Origin of the sequence: Lysobacter sp. CFH 32150 (assembly GCF_022758295.1) — a bacterium.
Taxonomy (GTDB): Bacteria; Pseudomonadota; Gammaproteobacteria; order Xanthomonadales; family Xanthomonadaceae; genus CFH-32150.
Genome location: NZ_JALDWJ010000001.1, coordinates 554,023 through 568,645, shown reverse-complemented (window position 1 = coordinate 568,645; position 14,623 = coordinate 554,023). Strand labels below are relative to the sequence as shown.

11 protein-coding genes are annotated in these 14,623 nt (G+C 65.2%); 6 read left to right on the top strand and 5 right to left on the bottom strand.

The window, feature by feature from the left end; translation table 11 throughout:
* Positions 1 to 10: 10 nt before the first annotated feature.
* Both MO486_RS02570 and MO486_RS02565 read right to left on the bottom strand, forming a co-directional pair.
* Positions 11 to 2,134, bottom strand: coding sequence for an amylo-alpha-1,6-glucosidase (locus tag MO486_RS02570; protein WP_242904306.1), 2,124 nt, complete (start codon positions 2,132 to 2,134; stop codon positions 11 to 13).
* Between the two features lie 10 nt (positions 2,135 to 2,144).
* Complete coding sequence (locus MO486_RS02565; protein ID WP_242904305.1) at positions 2,145 to 3,206, bottom strand: glycosyltransferase family 4 protein; 1,062 nt, start codon at positions 3,204 to 3,206, stop codon at positions 2,145 to 2,147.
* A gap of 101 nt (positions 3,207 to 3,307) precedes the next feature.
* Between MO486_RS02565 and otsB the strand changes: the two genes are divergently transcribed.
* The 3 genes from otsB to otsA are packed head-to-tail and all read left to right on the top strand — an operon-like array spanning position 3,308 to position 7,249.
* Positions 3,308 to 4,081: a trehalose-phosphatase gene (gene otsB / locus MO486_RS02560; RefSeq protein WP_242904304.1), complete on the top strand. Its 774-nt coding sequence runs from the start codon at positions 3,308 to 3,310 to the stop codon at positions 4,079 to 4,081.
* The gene (locus MO486_RS02555; protein WP_242904303.1) at positions 4,081 to 5,862 is read left to right on the top strand and encodes a glycoside hydrolase family 15 protein; all 1,782 of its coding nucleotides are present in this window, start codon (positions 4,081 to 4,083) and stop codon (positions 5,860 to 5,862) included. The genes otsB and MO486_RS02555 overlap by 1 nt, the downstream gene beginning before the upstream one ends.
* A 19-nt stretch (positions 5,863 to 5,881) precedes the next feature.
* Positions 5,882 to 7,249 (top strand): alpha,alpha-trehalose-phosphate synthase (UDP-forming), encoded by a 1,368-nt coding sequence (gene otsA, locus MO486_RS02550; protein WP_242904302.1) that lies wholly within the window; start codon positions 5,882 to 5,884, stop codon positions 7,247 to 7,249.
* Positions 7,250 to 7,312: 63 nt separating this feature from the next.
* Here the strand turns inward: otsA and tsf are convergent, their stop codons facing one another.
* From tsf to MO486_RS02535, 3 genes are all read right to left on the bottom strand, one after another.
* Positions 7,313 to 8,191 carry a translation elongation factor Ts gene (gene tsf, locus MO486_RS02545; protein WP_242904301.1) on the bottom strand — a complete coding sequence of 293 codons (879 nt, stop codon included), beginning with the start codon at positions 8,189 to 8,191 and terminating at the stop codon, positions 7,313 to 7,315.
* 158 nt (positions 8,192 to 8,349) lie between these two features.
* Positions 8,350 to 9,207 carry a 30S ribosomal protein S2 gene (gene rpsB, locus MO486_RS02540; protein ID WP_242904299.1) on the bottom strand — a complete coding sequence of 286 codons (858 nt, stop codon included), beginning with the start codon at positions 9,205 to 9,207 and terminating at the stop codon, positions 8,350 to 8,352.
* A 296-nt stretch (positions 9,208 to 9,503) separates the two neighbouring features.
* Positions 9,504 to 10,178 carry a hypothetical protein gene (locus tag MO486_RS02535; protein ID WP_242904298.1) on the bottom strand — a complete coding sequence of 225 codons (675 nt, stop codon included), beginning with the start codon at positions 10,176 to 10,178 and terminating at the stop codon, positions 9,504 to 9,506.
* Positions 10,179 to 10,291: 113 nt separating this feature from the next.
* Between MO486_RS02535 and map the strand changes: the two genes are divergently transcribed.
* From map to dapD, 3 genes are read left to right on the top strand one after another with little or no spacing between them, the layout of a single operon-like run.
* On the top strand, positions 10,292 to 11,068 hold the full coding sequence (gene map / locus MO486_RS02530; protein ID WP_242904297.1) for a type I methionyl aminopeptidase: 777 nt from the start codon (positions 10,292 to 10,294) through the stop codon (positions 11,066 to 11,068).
* Positions 11,065 to 13,686 carry a [protein-PII] uridylyltransferase gene (gene glnD, locus MO486_RS02525; protein WP_242904296.1) on the top strand — a complete coding sequence of 874 codons (2,622 nt, stop codon included), beginning with the start codon at positions 11,065 to 11,067 and terminating at the stop codon, positions 13,684 to 13,686. Before map ends, glnD begins: the two co-directional genes overlap by 4 nt.
* Complete coding sequence (gene dapD, locus MO486_RS02520) at positions 13,683 to 14,567, top strand: 2,3,4,5-tetrahydropyridine-2,6-dicarboxylate N-succinyltransferase (protein WP_242904295.1); 885 nt, start codon at positions 13,683 to 13,685, stop codon at positions 14,565 to 14,567. The genes glnD and dapD overlap by 4 nt, the downstream gene beginning before the upstream one ends.
* Positions 14,568 to 14,623 lie beyond the last annotated feature (56 nt).

Genomic DNA, 14,623 nt, shown 5'->3' with positions numbered 1-14,623 from the left:
TTGGCGCGCGTCACTCCCGCAAGCGTACGGACACGCTTGCGGGGCGGCGACCTTCGACGAACATGCCGATGCGTTCGCCGAAGCGCCGGAACAGGAGATCGACGTGATCGCCACCGATTCCGATGTCATGTAGACGGACTTCGTCGATCCCAGGCGGAAGTCGCGGATGATCGACGATGATTTCGCGGCGCCATCCGTCGATGTCGACGCCAAGTGAGGCCTGCAGCAGCATGAAGGATGAACCAGCCGCCCAGGCTTGTGGCAGGCAGGCGACTGGATAGGCAATCGGCGGCGCGCCTTGTACGCGGGCGAAGCCGCAGAACAGTTCGGGCAGACGCATGTCGAAGTTCACTGCCGCTTCGAATGCGCTCCGCAGCAGGCGCACGGCCGCTTCGCGATGGCCGTAACGCGCGATGCCGGCAGCGCACAGCGCGGTGTCGTGCGGCCATACCGAACCGTTGTGGTAGGACATCGGGTTGTAGTGCGGTTCGCCTTTCGACAGCGTGCGCAGCCCCCAGCCAGTATGGAAGAGGGGTGTCAGCAACTGTGTCGCCACGGCATGCGCGCGCGAGTCCTGCGGCAGGCCGACGTAGAGGAGGTGGCCGGGATTGCTGGCGCAGACTTCGCACAGCGCGCCTTCGCCGTCGATCGCGATGCCGTAGTAGCCGCGTTCGTGCATCCAGAATTTTTCTTCGACCGCACTGCGCAGTTTCTCGGCGCGTTGTTGCCAGTGGTCGGCGGCAGCTTCGTCGCCGCGGAGTGCTGCCAGTCCGGACATCGCTCGGAGCGCGGCGAACGCGTAGCCCTGGACCTCGACCAGCGCGATCGGTCCGGTCGGGAAGCGGCCATCGGCGTGGAAGACCGAGTCCTCGCTGTCTTTCCAGCCCTGATTCGCGAGTCCCGATGCGGCGCCGCGCGCGTAGTCCAGGAACCCGAGCGGGTTGGCGTCGCATACCCGCTCGATCCATGACGTGGCGGCGAACAACGCCGGCCATAGCGTGTCGACGAACGCCAGGTCCCCGGTGCGTCGAGCGTAAGCGCCGGCCAACATGACGAACAAAGGCGTGGTATCGACGCCGCCGTAGTACAGGCCAAAAGGAAGTTCGCGCAGCGACGCCATCTCGCCTTTGCGCGTCTCGTGCATGATCTTGCCGGGCGCGGCGTCGAGAAACGCCGACTCTTCCTGTGCCTGGTGACGCGCGAGGAAACTGAGTACGCCGCGGGCGATGCCGGGATCGAGCCACAGCGTCTGCAACGCGGTCACCACCGCATCGCGTCCGAAGGGTGTCGAAAACCATGGGATACCGGCAAAAGGATACGGTCCGGTTTCCAGCTCGCTGGTCAGCAGCGCGAGGTCTGCGCGCGAACGCTGCATCCACGCGTCGAACAACGGCCCGTTGCTGCGCACGCGTGCACCGCGCCGCTGCCTTGCACGCATGCGCAGACGTGCCTGCGCGGCTGCGGTGCGATAGCGCTCGCGCGAAGGAGTCTGGCCTGCTTCGGTGCCCGCTTCGACATACAACTCGTCGCTTCCGCCTGGCGGCAGTTCCAGCAGGAATTCGACTGTATTTCCGTCGATGCGCGTCGGCGCGCGTGAGAACGTGATCGCCGAAGCGCGCGTCACGTGGTCCAGGCCGCGATAGCGGAACATCACGCCGGTTGCCAGTGTTTCCTCGGTGAGCAATTCGCCGCGCGCGGCACGTACGCTGCCCCGCACTTCGAACATGTCGCGGAAGTCAGCGGCGAGTTCGATGCGCAGCGGCGAGACGATCGCGCGATCGCCGTAGTTCATGCAGGCGATGCGCTCGAACAGGCGTTCCTGGTGGATGAAGCGGGAGCGGCAAAGATGCAGTAGCCCCTGCGGCGCTGCTGGCCCGCCGAGCGGCGGCAACTGGCGATTGGTGAGGTGGGCGACGAAGAACACGTTGTCCTCGGTCACCGCTGCGCTCAGCAATGCAGGTTGGGTTTCGCCCAGGCGCAGCCGATAGACCGACAACAGGCGTGTGTCGTCCCGAAACAGTCCATTGCTGCCACCGTCGACGTCGCCGTAGCCGTTGGCGACCAGGAACGTGTCGCCATCCTTGAGCACGTGGCTGGCATAGAGCGCGGCGGTGGCCGCCGGATCCATGCTCATGACAACGGACTCATGCGTGTACGGCGCGGACGCCGCTCAGGGGCGTTTCGCATAGGCGACGGTAAAGCTCGATATAGGAACGCGCCATCGTCTGTGCAGTGAAGCGGCGTTCGAACACGTCGCGGACTGCGCGCCGGTCGAGCGCGATGACGTCCACCACGGCGGCGACTGCCGCATCCATGGATTCGACGATGCGACCGGCCGCCGGATCGTCGAGCACTTCCGGCACTGAACCGCAGCGCCAGCCGACGACGGGCGTGCCGCAGGACATCGCTTCGATCATCACCAGACCAAAAGGCTCGGGCCAATCGATCGGGAACAGCAACGCCAGTGCGTTGCCGAGGAACGCTCCTTTGTCGGCATCCCCGATTTCGCCGATGTACTCGATCCCGGGCGCGGCGAGCAGCGGCTCGATGACGTCGTGGAAATAGGCGCGATCTACCGGATCGACTTTCGCGGCGATCCTCAATGGCAAGCCGGCGCGCTGCGCGATTTCGATGGCGCGGTCCACCCGCTTCTCCGGCGAAATGCGGCCAAGGAAAGCAAGATAACCGCCGCGTCCCTCCGGTGAAAACGGGCACAGCGACGATGGCAAGCCGTGGTGGACGGTCCCGATCCAGCTCGCATTGCGCAGCGGTTCGCGCTGGCGGTCTGAAATCGAAACCAGCGGGAATCGGGGCCAACGCCGGTACGCGCCGGCGAGATCCTTCAGATCGAGCCTGCCATGCAACGTGGTGAGCGTCTGTGCGGCGCGATCGGCGAACAGCGGGAAATGCACCATATCGACATGGAAGTGGACCACGTCGAAGTCATCGATGCGTTGGCGCACCTCGTGCAGCATGCTCAGGTGCGCGGCGAGATCGGACTTCAGTTCAGCCGGATCGAGACGGATGGCCTGGTCACGTACGGGCACGAGGCGCGCGCGCGTGCACGCCTCGGCCGATGCGAACAGAGTCACGTCGTGTCCCGCCTCGACCAGCGCGTCGGTGAGATAGGCCACCACGCGTTCGGTGCCGCCGTAAAACTGCGGAGGAACGGACTCGTATAGTGGTGAGACCTGCGCGATCCTCATCCCGCCAACGTAGGCGCAACGCCGTGTAGGCCGCGTGGTCAGAGCAGGGAAGGCTTGACGCGTCGACTCCACACTAACGTACGCCCCGCCAGAATGGTTCGATGGAGCTGCCCAGCGAAGCCCCGCGCCCGCGTCCGCCTGCCTTGGCCGACGATTGGGCGCTATTTCTCGATGTCGATGGATGTCTGCTGGATTTTGCGGCCACGCCCGAAGGGGTGGTGGTGCCAGTGGGTCTGACGGAGACAGTCGAGGCCATGGCGGAGAAATTGCACGGCGCGGTGGCGCTGGTGAGCGGTCGCGCGCTCTCTATGCTCGATCGACTGTTCCCGACATTGCGGCAGATGCCGGCTGCGGGGTTGCATGGGTTGGAGTTGCGCGGCCCGGGAGGCTTCACCAGGGCTGCGCCACATGCACCGCCGGCATTGGAACGCATACGCGCCGAGGCAGAAGCCCTCGCTCAGGCCTGGCCCGGCGCACTGGTCGAATCGAAGGGGCCGAACCTGGCATTGCATTGGCGCAGCGCGCCGGCGGCGGCCCGGGCCTTCCATGCGTTCGTGTCGGCGGCGCTGCCGCGCTTGCCGGGATACCGCGTGCAAGCTGGAGACCACGTGCTTGAATTCCGGCCTGGCGTAAATATCGACAAGGGCACAGCGATCCTCGCGTTGATGACGGTGTTGCCGTTCCGCGACCGCGTACCGGTGTTTGTCGGCGATGATCAAACCGACGAACACGGCTTCGCTGTCGTCAATGCGCACGGTGGTCACAGCGTGCTGGTCGGGGAGCGTGACAGCGCGGCGCGTTATGCGTTGCCAGACCCGGCATCGGTGCGCGAATGGCTGCGTGCGATGGTGGCCGAAACGACGGTGCAGGCCTGATGCGCACGGCCGATCTCAACCTGGGTCTGGTCGGCAATGGCACCTTCGGTGCGCTGGTCGATGCCCGTGGCAGCGTGGTGTGGAGCTGTTTCCCCGCCTTCGACGGCGATCCTGCGTTTTGCGCATTGCTCTCGCCGCGACAGGGTGGCGGCGAATGGGCGGTAGAGGTCGAAGACCTGGTGTCATCGCAACAGCACTATCTGCCCAACACCGCAGTGCTGCGCACGCGGTTGCAGGATAGCCGCGGCGGCATCGTGGAAATTACCGATTTCGCCCCGCGCTGGCGCCATTTCGGCCGGTTCTACAAGCCCGTGACCCTGGTGCGACGGATCCGTCCCGTTGCGGGCACACCCCGCATCCGCGTGCGACTGCGTCCGCTGATGGAGTGGGGCGCGCGCGAGCCCGAACGGACCTGGGGCAGCAACCACATGCGCTGGTTGTTGACGGGCCATGTCATGCGCCTCACCACCGATGCGCCGTTGCGGTTGCTGCGCGATGAGCTGCCGTTCGTGCTGGATCGCGAACTCCGTTTCGTACTCGGCCCGGATGAAACCCTCACCCAGCCCATCTTCAACTTCGTCAACGATGCCGAGGAACGGACCATCGACTACTGGCGCGAATGGGCGCGGTACCTGTCGATTCCACTGGAGTGGCAGGAAGCGGTGATCCGCAGCGCGATCACGCTGAAGCTGTGCCAGTACGAAGACACCGGCGGCATCGTTGCCGCGCTGACGACCTCCATTCCGGAAGCCCCGCATAGCACGCGTAACTGGGACTACCGCTACTGCTGGTTGCGTGACGCGGCGTTCGTTGTACGTGCGCTCAACCGCCTCGGCGCTACGCGCACCATGGAGGAGTACATCCGCTATATCTTCAACCTCGCCGTCAGCGAGGACACGGAACTGCAACCTGTGTACGGCATCGACTACGACACGGCGCTGCACGAAGAAGAGGTGCCTGCACTCGCCGGATACCGCGGCATGGGCCCGGTGCGCCGCGGCAACCTGGCCTGGAAGCAGCGGCAGCACGATGTGTACGGCAGCGTCGTCCTCGCGTCGACGCAACTCTTCTTCGACCAGCGCCTGGAACGGCCTGGCGACGTTGCGATGTTCATGCGCCTCGAGCCGCTGGGCGAGCGCGCCTATGCACTCCATAACCAGCCCGATGCAGGCTTGTGGGAATTCCGCGGCCGCAGCGCGGTGCATACGTATTCGGCCGTGATGTGCTGGGCGGCCTGCGATCGGTTGTCGAAGATCGCTTCGAGTTTCGCGCTCCACGATCGCGCCCAGTACTGGCGTCTGCGCGCCGATGAAATCCGCGAACGTGTGCTCGAAGAAGCATGGAATCCGCAACTCGGCCATTTCGTCGACGCATTCGGCGGCGAACGCCTGGATGCGAGCCTCTTGTTGCTGGCCGATCTCGGCTTCCTGTCTCCGCAAGACCCGCGTTACATCGCGACCGTGGAAGCTGCCGGGCGCGACCTGCGGCGCGGGAGCGGTTTGTTCCGCTACGTCGCACCCGACGATTTCGGTGCGCCGGAAACCAGCTTCACCATCTGCACCTTCTGGTACGTGGAGGCGCTGGCGGCGATCGGACGCCGCGACGAGGCCCGCGAATTGTTCGAGTCCGTACTCGCACGCCGCAACCCACTGGGCTTGTTGTCGGAGGACCTGGCCTTCGACGACGGCGAGGCCTGGGGCAATTTCCCGCAAACCTACTCGCATGTAGGTTTGATCAGCGCCGCGATGCAGTTGTCTCGCCCGTGGCAGGACGCCACGTGAGTGTTGTTCCGGGGCCCGCATGAGCCGCCTCGTCGTCGTTTCCAATCGCGTCGCGCTCCCGAGCACGCCGCGCGCCGGCGGCCTGGCCGTCGCGATGCGCGCCGCACTCAAGGAGGGCGGTGGCATGTGGTTCGGCTGGAGTGGCAAGCGAAGCGATGAGCCATCGGGTCGGTTGAATGTGCAGCAGGATGGCAATGTCACTTACTGCACGGTCGACCTGTCGCACGACGACTTCGACGCGTACTACAACGGCTTCGCAAACCGCACCTTGTGGCCGTTGCTGCATTTCCGGCTCGACCTGGTCGACTACAGCCGCGAAACGTATGCCAGTTATCGGCAGGTCAATGCCATGTTCGCCGACACGCTGGTGCAGCAGTTGCGCGACGACGATGTGATCTGGGTGCACGACTACCACATGATTCCGCTGGGCGAACGCCTGCGCGAACTGGGCGTGGCCAACCGGATTGGGTTTTTCCTGCACGTGCCGATGCCGTCGGCGGACCTGCTCTCGGCGTTGCCCAGCCATGAGGTGTTGTTTGCGGCGCTGTCGTCGTATGACCTCGTCGGCTTCCAGACCTCGCGCGACCTCGAGCGCTTCCAGAGCTACGTGCGTCTGTACGGGGGAGGGCGCATCGTCGCCAGCGGTTTGATGGAAACCGCGGCCGGTCGCCAGTTCCGCGCCGGTGCTTTCCCGATCAGCATCGATACTGCGACCATCGCGAAGCAGGCAGCGTCCGCAGCCTCCAGACAATCGGTACAACGACTCAAGGCCAGCCTCGGCGCACGCGCTTTGATGATCGGCGTCGATCGTCTCGATTATTCGAAAGGCCTGCCGGATCGCTTCCGGGCATTCGAGCGTTATCTGGAGCGCCACGAAGAACAACGTGGCCAGATGACATTCCTGCAGATCGCACCACCTTCGCGCAGCGAAGTGCCCGAATACCAGGCGCTGCGACGCGAGTTGGAAGGACTGGCCGGCCACATCAATGGCCGGCATGCGGCGCCGGAATGGACGCCGGTGCGCTACGTCAATCGCGACTTCTCGCACGGCGTACTGACCGGGTTCTATCGTCTCGCCAACATCGGCCTGGTCACGCCGCTGCGCGATGGCATGAACCTGGTGGCGAAGGAGTACGTCGCTTCGCAGGATGCCGAGGACCCCGGCGTTCTGCTCCTGTCGCGTTTCGCCGGTGCGGCCATGGAGTTGGGCGAAGCCCTGATCGTGAACCCTTACGACCTGGATGGTGTCGCCGACGCGATCGCTGCCGCACATGCCATGCCGCTATCCGAGCGTCGCGAACGCTGGCACGCGATGATGAAGCGGCTGCGGCACGACGACATCACTGCGTGGCGGCGCAAATATCTCGATGTGCTGGAATCGCTGTAGTTGCAGCCAACAAAAAACCCGCGATCGCTCGCGGGTTTTTCGTGGTTGCGCTTGAGCAGACGATCAGACCTGCATCGCCTTCGCAACTTCGGCAGCGTAATCTTCCTTCACCTTCTCGATGCCTTCGCCGACGGCGAGGCGCTGGAAGCCGATCACGTCGGCGCCAGCGGTCTTCAGCGTGGCTTCGACGGTCTGGTCGGTGTTCAGCACGTAGGGCTGGCCGTAGAGGGTGACTTCGTTGACGATCTTGGCGATCTTGCCGCTGATGATCTTCTCGAGGATCTCGGCCGGCTTGGCCTTGTCCTTGTCGGACATCTTGGCCAGCTCGATTTCCTTTTCCTTGGCGACGAAGTCGGCCGGCACGTTGGCGGCCTTGTTGTACGGCGGGTTCATCGCAGCGACGTGCATCGCGATGCCGCGGACGAGGTCGGCGTCGCCGCCCTTGACCTCGGCCAGCACGCCGATGCGGCCGCCGTGCACGTAGGCGGCAACGTTGTTGGCGCTGTCGATGCGCGCGAGGCGACGCACCTGCACGTTCTCGCCGACCTTGGCGATGACGGCAGCGCGGGCTTCCTCGACGGTTTCGCCGGAAGGCAGCTTGGCAGTTTTCAGCGCTTCGGCATCCGCGGCGCCGGAAGCCAGCGCGGCCTGGGCAACGGCGTTGGCGAAGGCGAGGAAGTTTTCGTCCTTGGCGACGAAGTCGGTCTCGGAGTTGATCTCGACCAGCACGGCCTTGCCGCCGTCCTGCGCGACCGCAATGCGGCCTTCGGCAGCGACGCGACCGGCCTTCTTGTCGGCCTTGGCCAGGCCCTGCTTGCGCAGCCACTCAGCGGAGGCGTCGATGTCGCCGTTGTTCTCGGTGAGCGCCTTCTTGCACTCCATCATGCCGGCGCCGGTGCGCTCGCGCAGTTCCTTGACGAGGGAAGCGGTGATTTCAGCCATGGGGGTTACCTCAAAATTCAAATGATCTGTAGGAGCGGCTTATAGCCGCGAGCTCTTCACGAACTGCCGCATGAGGCAAGAAGCTCGCGGCTATAAGCCGCCCCTACAACGGGAATAGGAGCGGCCGCGCAGCATGGCGCGGCCGCATGACGCAGGTTTTACTCGGCGGCCGGCGCGTCGGTCTTGGCGGCAGGCTTGCGGGCCGGGGCGGGCGGGCCCTTCTTGGCCGGGGCGCGACCACGCGGGGCGGCCTTGCGGTCTTCCTTGGCGACCGGGTTGCCTTCGGCGTCGAGCTCGACGAACTCGTCTTCGCGCACGCTAGCGACGGACGGCGCGGCGGCCTTGCCTTCCAGCACGGCGTCGGCGGCGGCACTGGCGTACAGCTGCACGGCGCGGATGGCGTCGTCGTTGCCGGGGATGGCGTAGTCGACCAGGTTGGGGTCGTAGTTGGTGTCGACGACCGCGATCACCGGGATGCCGAGCTTCTTGGCTTCCTTGACCGCGATGTCTTCATGGCCGATGTCGATGACGAACAGCGCATCGGGCAGACGGTTCATTTCCTTGATGCCGCCGAGCGAAGCGTCGAGCTTGTCGCGCTCGCGGCGCAGGCGGAGCACTTCGTGCTTGACCAGCTTCTGGAAGGTGCCATCGGTTTCGCCGGCTTCCAGTTCCTTCAGGCGCGAGACCGAAGCCTTGACGGTGCGGAAGTTGGTCAGCGTGCCGCCCAGCCAGCGCTGGGTCATATACGGCATGTTGCAGCGGGTGGCTTCTTCCTTGATCGCTTCGCGCGCCGAACGCTTGGTGCCGACGAACAGGATCGTGCCGCGCTTCTGCGCGATCGCGGAGATGAAGTTCATCGCGTCCGAGAAGAGCGGCATCGTCTTCTCGAGATTGATGATGTGGATCTTGCCGCGGGCGCCGAAGATGTACGGACCCATCTTCGGGTTCCAGTAACGGGTCTGGTGGCCGAAATGCACGCCGGCTTCCAGCATCTGGCGCATGGTGATCTGGGGCATTGCTTGTACTCCAATGACATGGAACCAGCCGCCGGTCGTTGAGGCGGGCATCGGTTCCGGGGTTAGGCGTCCCTGCTGCTTCTGTATCCAGATCCCTCGCCTGAAACTACTGGAGCCTTGGCTCCAGACTGGCAAGCAGACACCCCGGTACAGGCTGTGGCAGCAGGTGTGAATTTGCCGGTGACGCCCGGCATGGGCGGATCTGGAAGGCGGAGGCCCTACAGAGCCGCGGAATTGTAGCCGGGCGGCTGGTTACGGGCAACTCACGGGCGAGCGGGCCGTGAAGGCGCGGCGACTTACTCGCCGGCGAGGACGATGTCCCAGTTGAACAGGCGCACGCCCTCGCGCTCGCCATTGACGCGGGCGGTCACAGCGGACTGCAACTTCGCGCTTTGCAGCGTGGGGTATAGGGTGTCGCGCTCGTTGGGCTCGCCGGGGAAGAACATTTGCGTCATCAGGCGTCGCCGCTTGCCGCGCACGTCGAAATGGATGTGGCGCTGCCGCCGCCCGTAGGGCATGGGGATGACGGTGCGAATCCAGTAGCCGCCCTCGGCATCCGTGTGGATCACGGCCGCGCCCTGGAAATTGGGGTCGAGCGGCAGCCCAGACTCGTCGCCGGGGTGGTGGTAGCGCCCGAGCCCGTTGGTCTGCCAGATGTCGAGCAGGGCGCCGGCCACCGGCGCGCCTGCCTCGGTGAGCACGCGGCCAGTCAGTTCCATGATCGTGCCCTGCGCTTGTCCTGGGCGGCCGGCAATGTGGGTCAGGTCTGCGTCCTCCTCCGGGCGATCCAAGGGGTAGAACGGGCCCAGTGTCAGTTGCGGCGTACCGCGGCGGATCAGGGACTCCTTCTGGGCGAGGGCAAACCCCGGAAGCAGCAGGCCCACGCCCGCCGCGAGGCCACCCAGCACTTGCCTTCGCGAGGTGCGGAACGGCGAGGCTTCATTCCCGAGCGAAGGCGTTGCGCAAGTCATGGCCCTGTCTCCAGGCGAATTCGGAAACACTCATTGCCCTACGCAAGACGCATGGATGTCCGGTCAAGCAGCGTTGGGAGTCGGTCTGCGACGAGATGGGCGATAATCCCTGAATGTCCATCACCATCAAAACCCCAGACGAGATCGAGAAGATGCGCGTCGCCGGCCGCCTGGCCGCCGAAGTCCTGCAGGTGGTCGCCCCATACGTGAAGCCCGGGGTGACCACGGAGGAGCTGGATCGCATCTGTCACGACCATATCGTCAACGTACAGCAGGCAATTCCGGCTAACGTCGGCTATCGTGGCTTTCCTGCCACCGTCTGCACTTCGGTCAACAACGTGATCTGCCACGGCATCCCCAGCGCGGCCAAGGTGTTGAAGGAAGGGGACATCGTGAATATCGATGTCACTGTCATCAAGGACGGTTGGCACGGCGACACCAGCCGCATGTACTACGTCGGTACGCCGTCGGTCATGGCCAAGCGGCTGGTAGACGTGACCCGTGAGGCGATGTTCCGTGGCATCCGCATGGTCAAGCCCGGCGCGACCCTGGGCGACATCGGCCATGCCATCCAGACCCTGGCTGAAGGCGAACGCTTCAGCGTGGTGCGCGAGTACTGCGGCCACGGCATCGGCCGCATCTACCACGAGGACCCGCAGGTGCTGCATTACGGTCGTCCGGGCGAGGGCACGGTGCTGAAGACCGGCATGACCTTCACCATCGAGCCGATGATCAACGAAGGCGCGCGTCACACCAAGCTGCTGCCCGACGGCTGGACCGTGGTCACCAAGGACCGCAAGTTGTCCGCGCAGTGGGAGCACACCGTCGCTGTGACCGAGGACGGCGTGGAGATCCTGACGCGGCTTCCTGGCGACGATAACGACCTATGAGCGAATCGGCCGCCGCCGTGACTGTGCCGGCGGCATCCAACGACGCCGCCTGGGCCGCCACGGCCCGGGCAGCGCTGGCCGAAGCCGATGTCGCATTGGCGGCACGCTTCGACAAGAACGAAGACATCAGCAGGCTGTTGAGCGCCCGCGCGCAAAAGGTGGATGCGCTTGTGGGCGAGGCATGGGCGCGTTGCCTCCCTGCCGATGCCCCCTTGGCGTTGTTCGCGGTCGGCGGTTATGGCCGCGGCGAGTTGTATCCGCAATCCGACATCGACCTGCTGGTCCTGGCCGAAGCCGACGCACAGCAGACCAGCCACGATGCGCTCGCACGGTTCTTCGCGTTGCTGTGGGACGCCGGTCTGCCGGTCGGCCATGCGGTCCGATCGGCAGCCGAATGCACGCAGGCCGCTGCCGACGACATCACGGTGTTGACCGCGTTGTCAGAGGCGCGACCATTGCGGGCGGATGCTGCGGCGATCGCGCGATTGGCGGATGCGATCTCCCCACAACGCGTGTGGCCGCCGCGCGACTACTTCATTGCCAAGCGCGAGGAGCAACGCGCGCGCCACGAACGTTTCGGCGACACCGCCAACAACCTCGAGCCCAACCTCAAGGAAGGACCCGGCGGCCTGCGCGACGTGCAGACATTGCGCTGGATGGCACTGCGCGTGCTCGGTGCGCGCGACCTGCAGCCGCTGATTGCGCTCGGCCAACTCGGCGCCGACGAATACGCCACGCTCAAGCGCGAGCACGACGCGCTGGCGCGGTTGCGCTGGGGCCTGCACCTGGTCGCGCGCCGGCGCGAAGAACGCCTGCGTTTCGACCATCAGAAAACACTGGCGGCCCGGCTCGGCCACGTCGACACCGCCGACAACCTTGCCGTCGAGCAGATGATGCAGGGCCTGTACCGCAGTGCGGCGCTGGTATGGCGCATCAACGACCGCCTGCTGCAGCGCTTCGAGGAACAACTCGAAGGCGAAGCGGTGCCGCAGCCGCTGGATGCCGAGTTCGAACTCCGTCGCGGCTACCTCGCCGCGCGCGATCCGGCATGGCCGCATGGCGATGCCGCGCACGTGTTCGCGCTGTTCGCGGCGTGGGCCGCGCGTGCCGACATCCGCGGGCTGCATTCGCATACCGCGCGTGCATTGGCCGAAGCCTTGTCGAAAATCCCGGCGTACACCGACGTCGATGCTCCGTTGCGCGCAGCGTTCATGGCACTGCTGCGCGGACCGCAACCGGTCAGGACCCTTGCGCGCATGGCGCGCCTGGGCGTGCTCGGACGCTGGCTGCCGGCATTCGCGCAGGTGTCCGGGCGCATGCAGTTCGATCTGTTCCACGTCTATACGGTCGATCAACACACGCTCGCGGTACTGAAGAACATTGCCGGCTTTGCTTCTGGCGTGGCCGACGAGCGTTTCGCCATCGCGCATGAAGTGTGGCCGCGCCTGCGCAAGCCGGAGTTGCTGCTGCTGGCCGGCCTGTTCCACGACATCGGCAAAGGCCGCGGCGGCGATCATTCCGAGCTCGGCGCCGTCGACGCACGCGATTTCTGCACCGCCCACGGTTTGTCGGAAAGCGACACGGAGCTGGTCGCGTGGCTCGTGCAGAAGCACCTGCTGATGTCGGTCACGTCGCAGAAGCAGGACATCAGCGATCCCGACGTCATCCATCGTTTCGCCACGCTGGTCGCCGATCGCGAGCGCCTCGACCTGCTGTACCTACTGACATGCGCCGACATCGCCGGCACATCGCCAAAACTTTGGAATGCATGGAAGGATCGTCTGCTCGCCGACCTCTACACCGCGACGCGGCTGGCGTTGCGGCGCGGCCTCGAACATCCGGTGGCCGCTGCCGAGCGCATCGAGGAAACACGCACCGCGGCCCGCGCGCTGCTGGTGGGTTTCAGCGTGGACGCACCGGACACCGACCGCTTGTTCGCCGCCATGCCGGATGAAAGCTTCCTGCGCGGCCGTCCGGATCAAGTGGCGTGGCAGGCGGCCGTGCTGCGCAGTACGCAACCCGGTGGAACCCGGGTCAGTGCACGTACGCTCGGCGCGCAGGCCGGCGCGCTGGAAGTGTTCGTGTATTCGCCCGATCGCGATGGCCTGTTCGCTGCGATCGTCGCCACGCTCGACCGTGCCGGCCTGGCGATCCAGCAGGCGCGCCTGCTCGACGGTCCCGATGGCAATGTGTTCGACACCTTCGAAGTGCTGCCCGTCGACGGCCAGCGCTTCGTGACTGCCGAGGACATCGAACGACGCGTCGCTGCTGCGTTGTCGGCGACGGACCTCGACACGATCAAGCCCTCGCGACGCGCCCAACCACGGCACCTGCGGCACTTCCGCATCGCACCGCAGATCGAGTTCACCACGACGGACGATGGCCGCCGCACCATGCTCAGCCTGGTCTGCAACGACCGGCCGGGCTTGCTGACCGACGTCACCCAATCGTTGCGCGCGCACCGGTTGCGCGTGCATGACGCGCGCATCGCCACCTTTGGCGAACGCGCAGAAGACGTCTTCCAGATCACCGATGAGCGCGACACCGCGCTCGACGAAACGCAACAGCAGGCGCTGCGTGCAGCGCTGCTGGCCCAACTCGATGGAGAGAGTCGATGACCCCACGCAAGACCACCGCGAAGAAGAGCAAGGCACCAGAAGGACCGGGCGTCGACGAGCTCAAGTTCCATATCGAGAGCGCCTGGGAACGACGCACCATGCTCACGCCGGAGGAAATCGAGTGGGCGACGAAGCCGTCGGTCCAGCGCGTGATCGAAGGCCTGGAGAGCGGCGAATTCCGTGTCGCCGAGCCGGACGGCAAGGGCGGCTGGAAGGTCAACGAGTGGTTGAAGAAGGCGGTGCTGCTGTATTTCCGCACGCAGGAGATGCAGTTGATCGAGGCCGATCCGGCGCCGTACTGGGACAAGATCCCGCTGCGCTTCGCGGACTTCGATGAATCGAAGTTCCGCAAACTCGGCGTGCGCGTGCTGCCGGGGACTGTGGTGCGACGCGGTACTTATCTCGGCAAGGACGTCGTGCTGACGCCGAGCTTCATCAACATCGGTGCCTACGTCGGCGCCGGCACCATGGTCGACACCTGGGCGACGGTCGGTTCCTGCGCGCAGGTCGGCAAGCACTGCCATATCTCCGGTGGCGCCGGCATCGGTGGCGTACTGGAACCACTGCAGGCTTCGCCGACGATCATCGAAGACCATTGCTTCATCGGCGCGCGTTCCGAAGTCGTTGAAGGCGTCATCGTCGGCCACCACAGCGTGATCGGCATGGGTGTGTTCATCGGACAGAGCACGCGCATCTACAACCGCATGACCGGCGAGATCAGTTATGGCGTCGTGCCGCCTGGCAGCGTCGTGGTGTCCGGCTCGCTGCCGGCGAAGGATGGCAGTCATTCGCTGTACTGTGCGGTGATCGTCAAGCAGGTGGATGCCAAGACCCGTGCGAAGACTTCGATCAACGACCTGTTGCGGGGACACGCGGAATAATCTTTGGTTGCTTTGATCAGCATGGATTCCAGCTTCGCTGGATGACGCATCGGGGA

Coding starts and splice junctions, on each gene's coding strand:
- dapD (WP_242904295.1), top strand. CDS start 13,683: ATGACCCCACGCAAGACCACCGCGAAGAAGAGCAAGGCACCAGAAGGA.
- rpsB (WP_242904299.1), bottom strand. CDS start 9,207: ATGCCCCAGATCACCATGCGCCAGATGCTGGAAGCCGGCGTGCATTTC.
- map (WP_242904297.1), top strand. CDS start 10,292: ATGTCCATCACCATCAAAACCCCAGACGAGATCGAGAAGATGCGCGTC.
- MO486_RS02570 (WP_242904306.1), bottom strand. CDS start 2,134: ATGAGCATGGATCCGGCGGCCACCGCCGCGCTCTATGCCAGCCACGTG.
- tsf (WP_242904301.1), bottom strand. CDS start 8,191: ATGGCTGAAATCACCGCTTCCCTCGTCAAGGAACTGCGCGAGCGCACC.
- MO486_RS02565 (WP_242904305.1), bottom strand. CDS start 3,206: ATGAGGATCGCGCAGGTCTCACCACTATACGAGTCCGTTCCTCCGCAG.
- MO486_RS02555 (WP_242904303.1), top strand. CDS start 4,081: ATGCGCACGGCCGATCTCAACCTGGGTCTGGTCGGCAATGGCACCTTC.
- otsA (WP_242904302.1), top strand. CDS start 5,882: ATGAGCCGCCTCGTCGTCGTTTCCAATCGCGTCGCGCTCCCGAGCACG.
- otsB (WP_242904304.1), top strand. CDS start 3,308: ATGGAGCTGCCCAGCGAAGCCCCGCGCCCGCGTCCGCCTGCCTTGGCC.
- MO486_RS02535 (WP_242904298.1), bottom strand. CDS start 10,178: ATGACTTGCGCAACGCCTTCGCTCGGGAATGAAGCCTCGCCGTTCCGC.
- glnD (WP_242904296.1), top strand. CDS start 11,065: ATGAGCGAATCGGCCGCCGCCGTGACTGTGCCGGCGGCATCCAACGAC.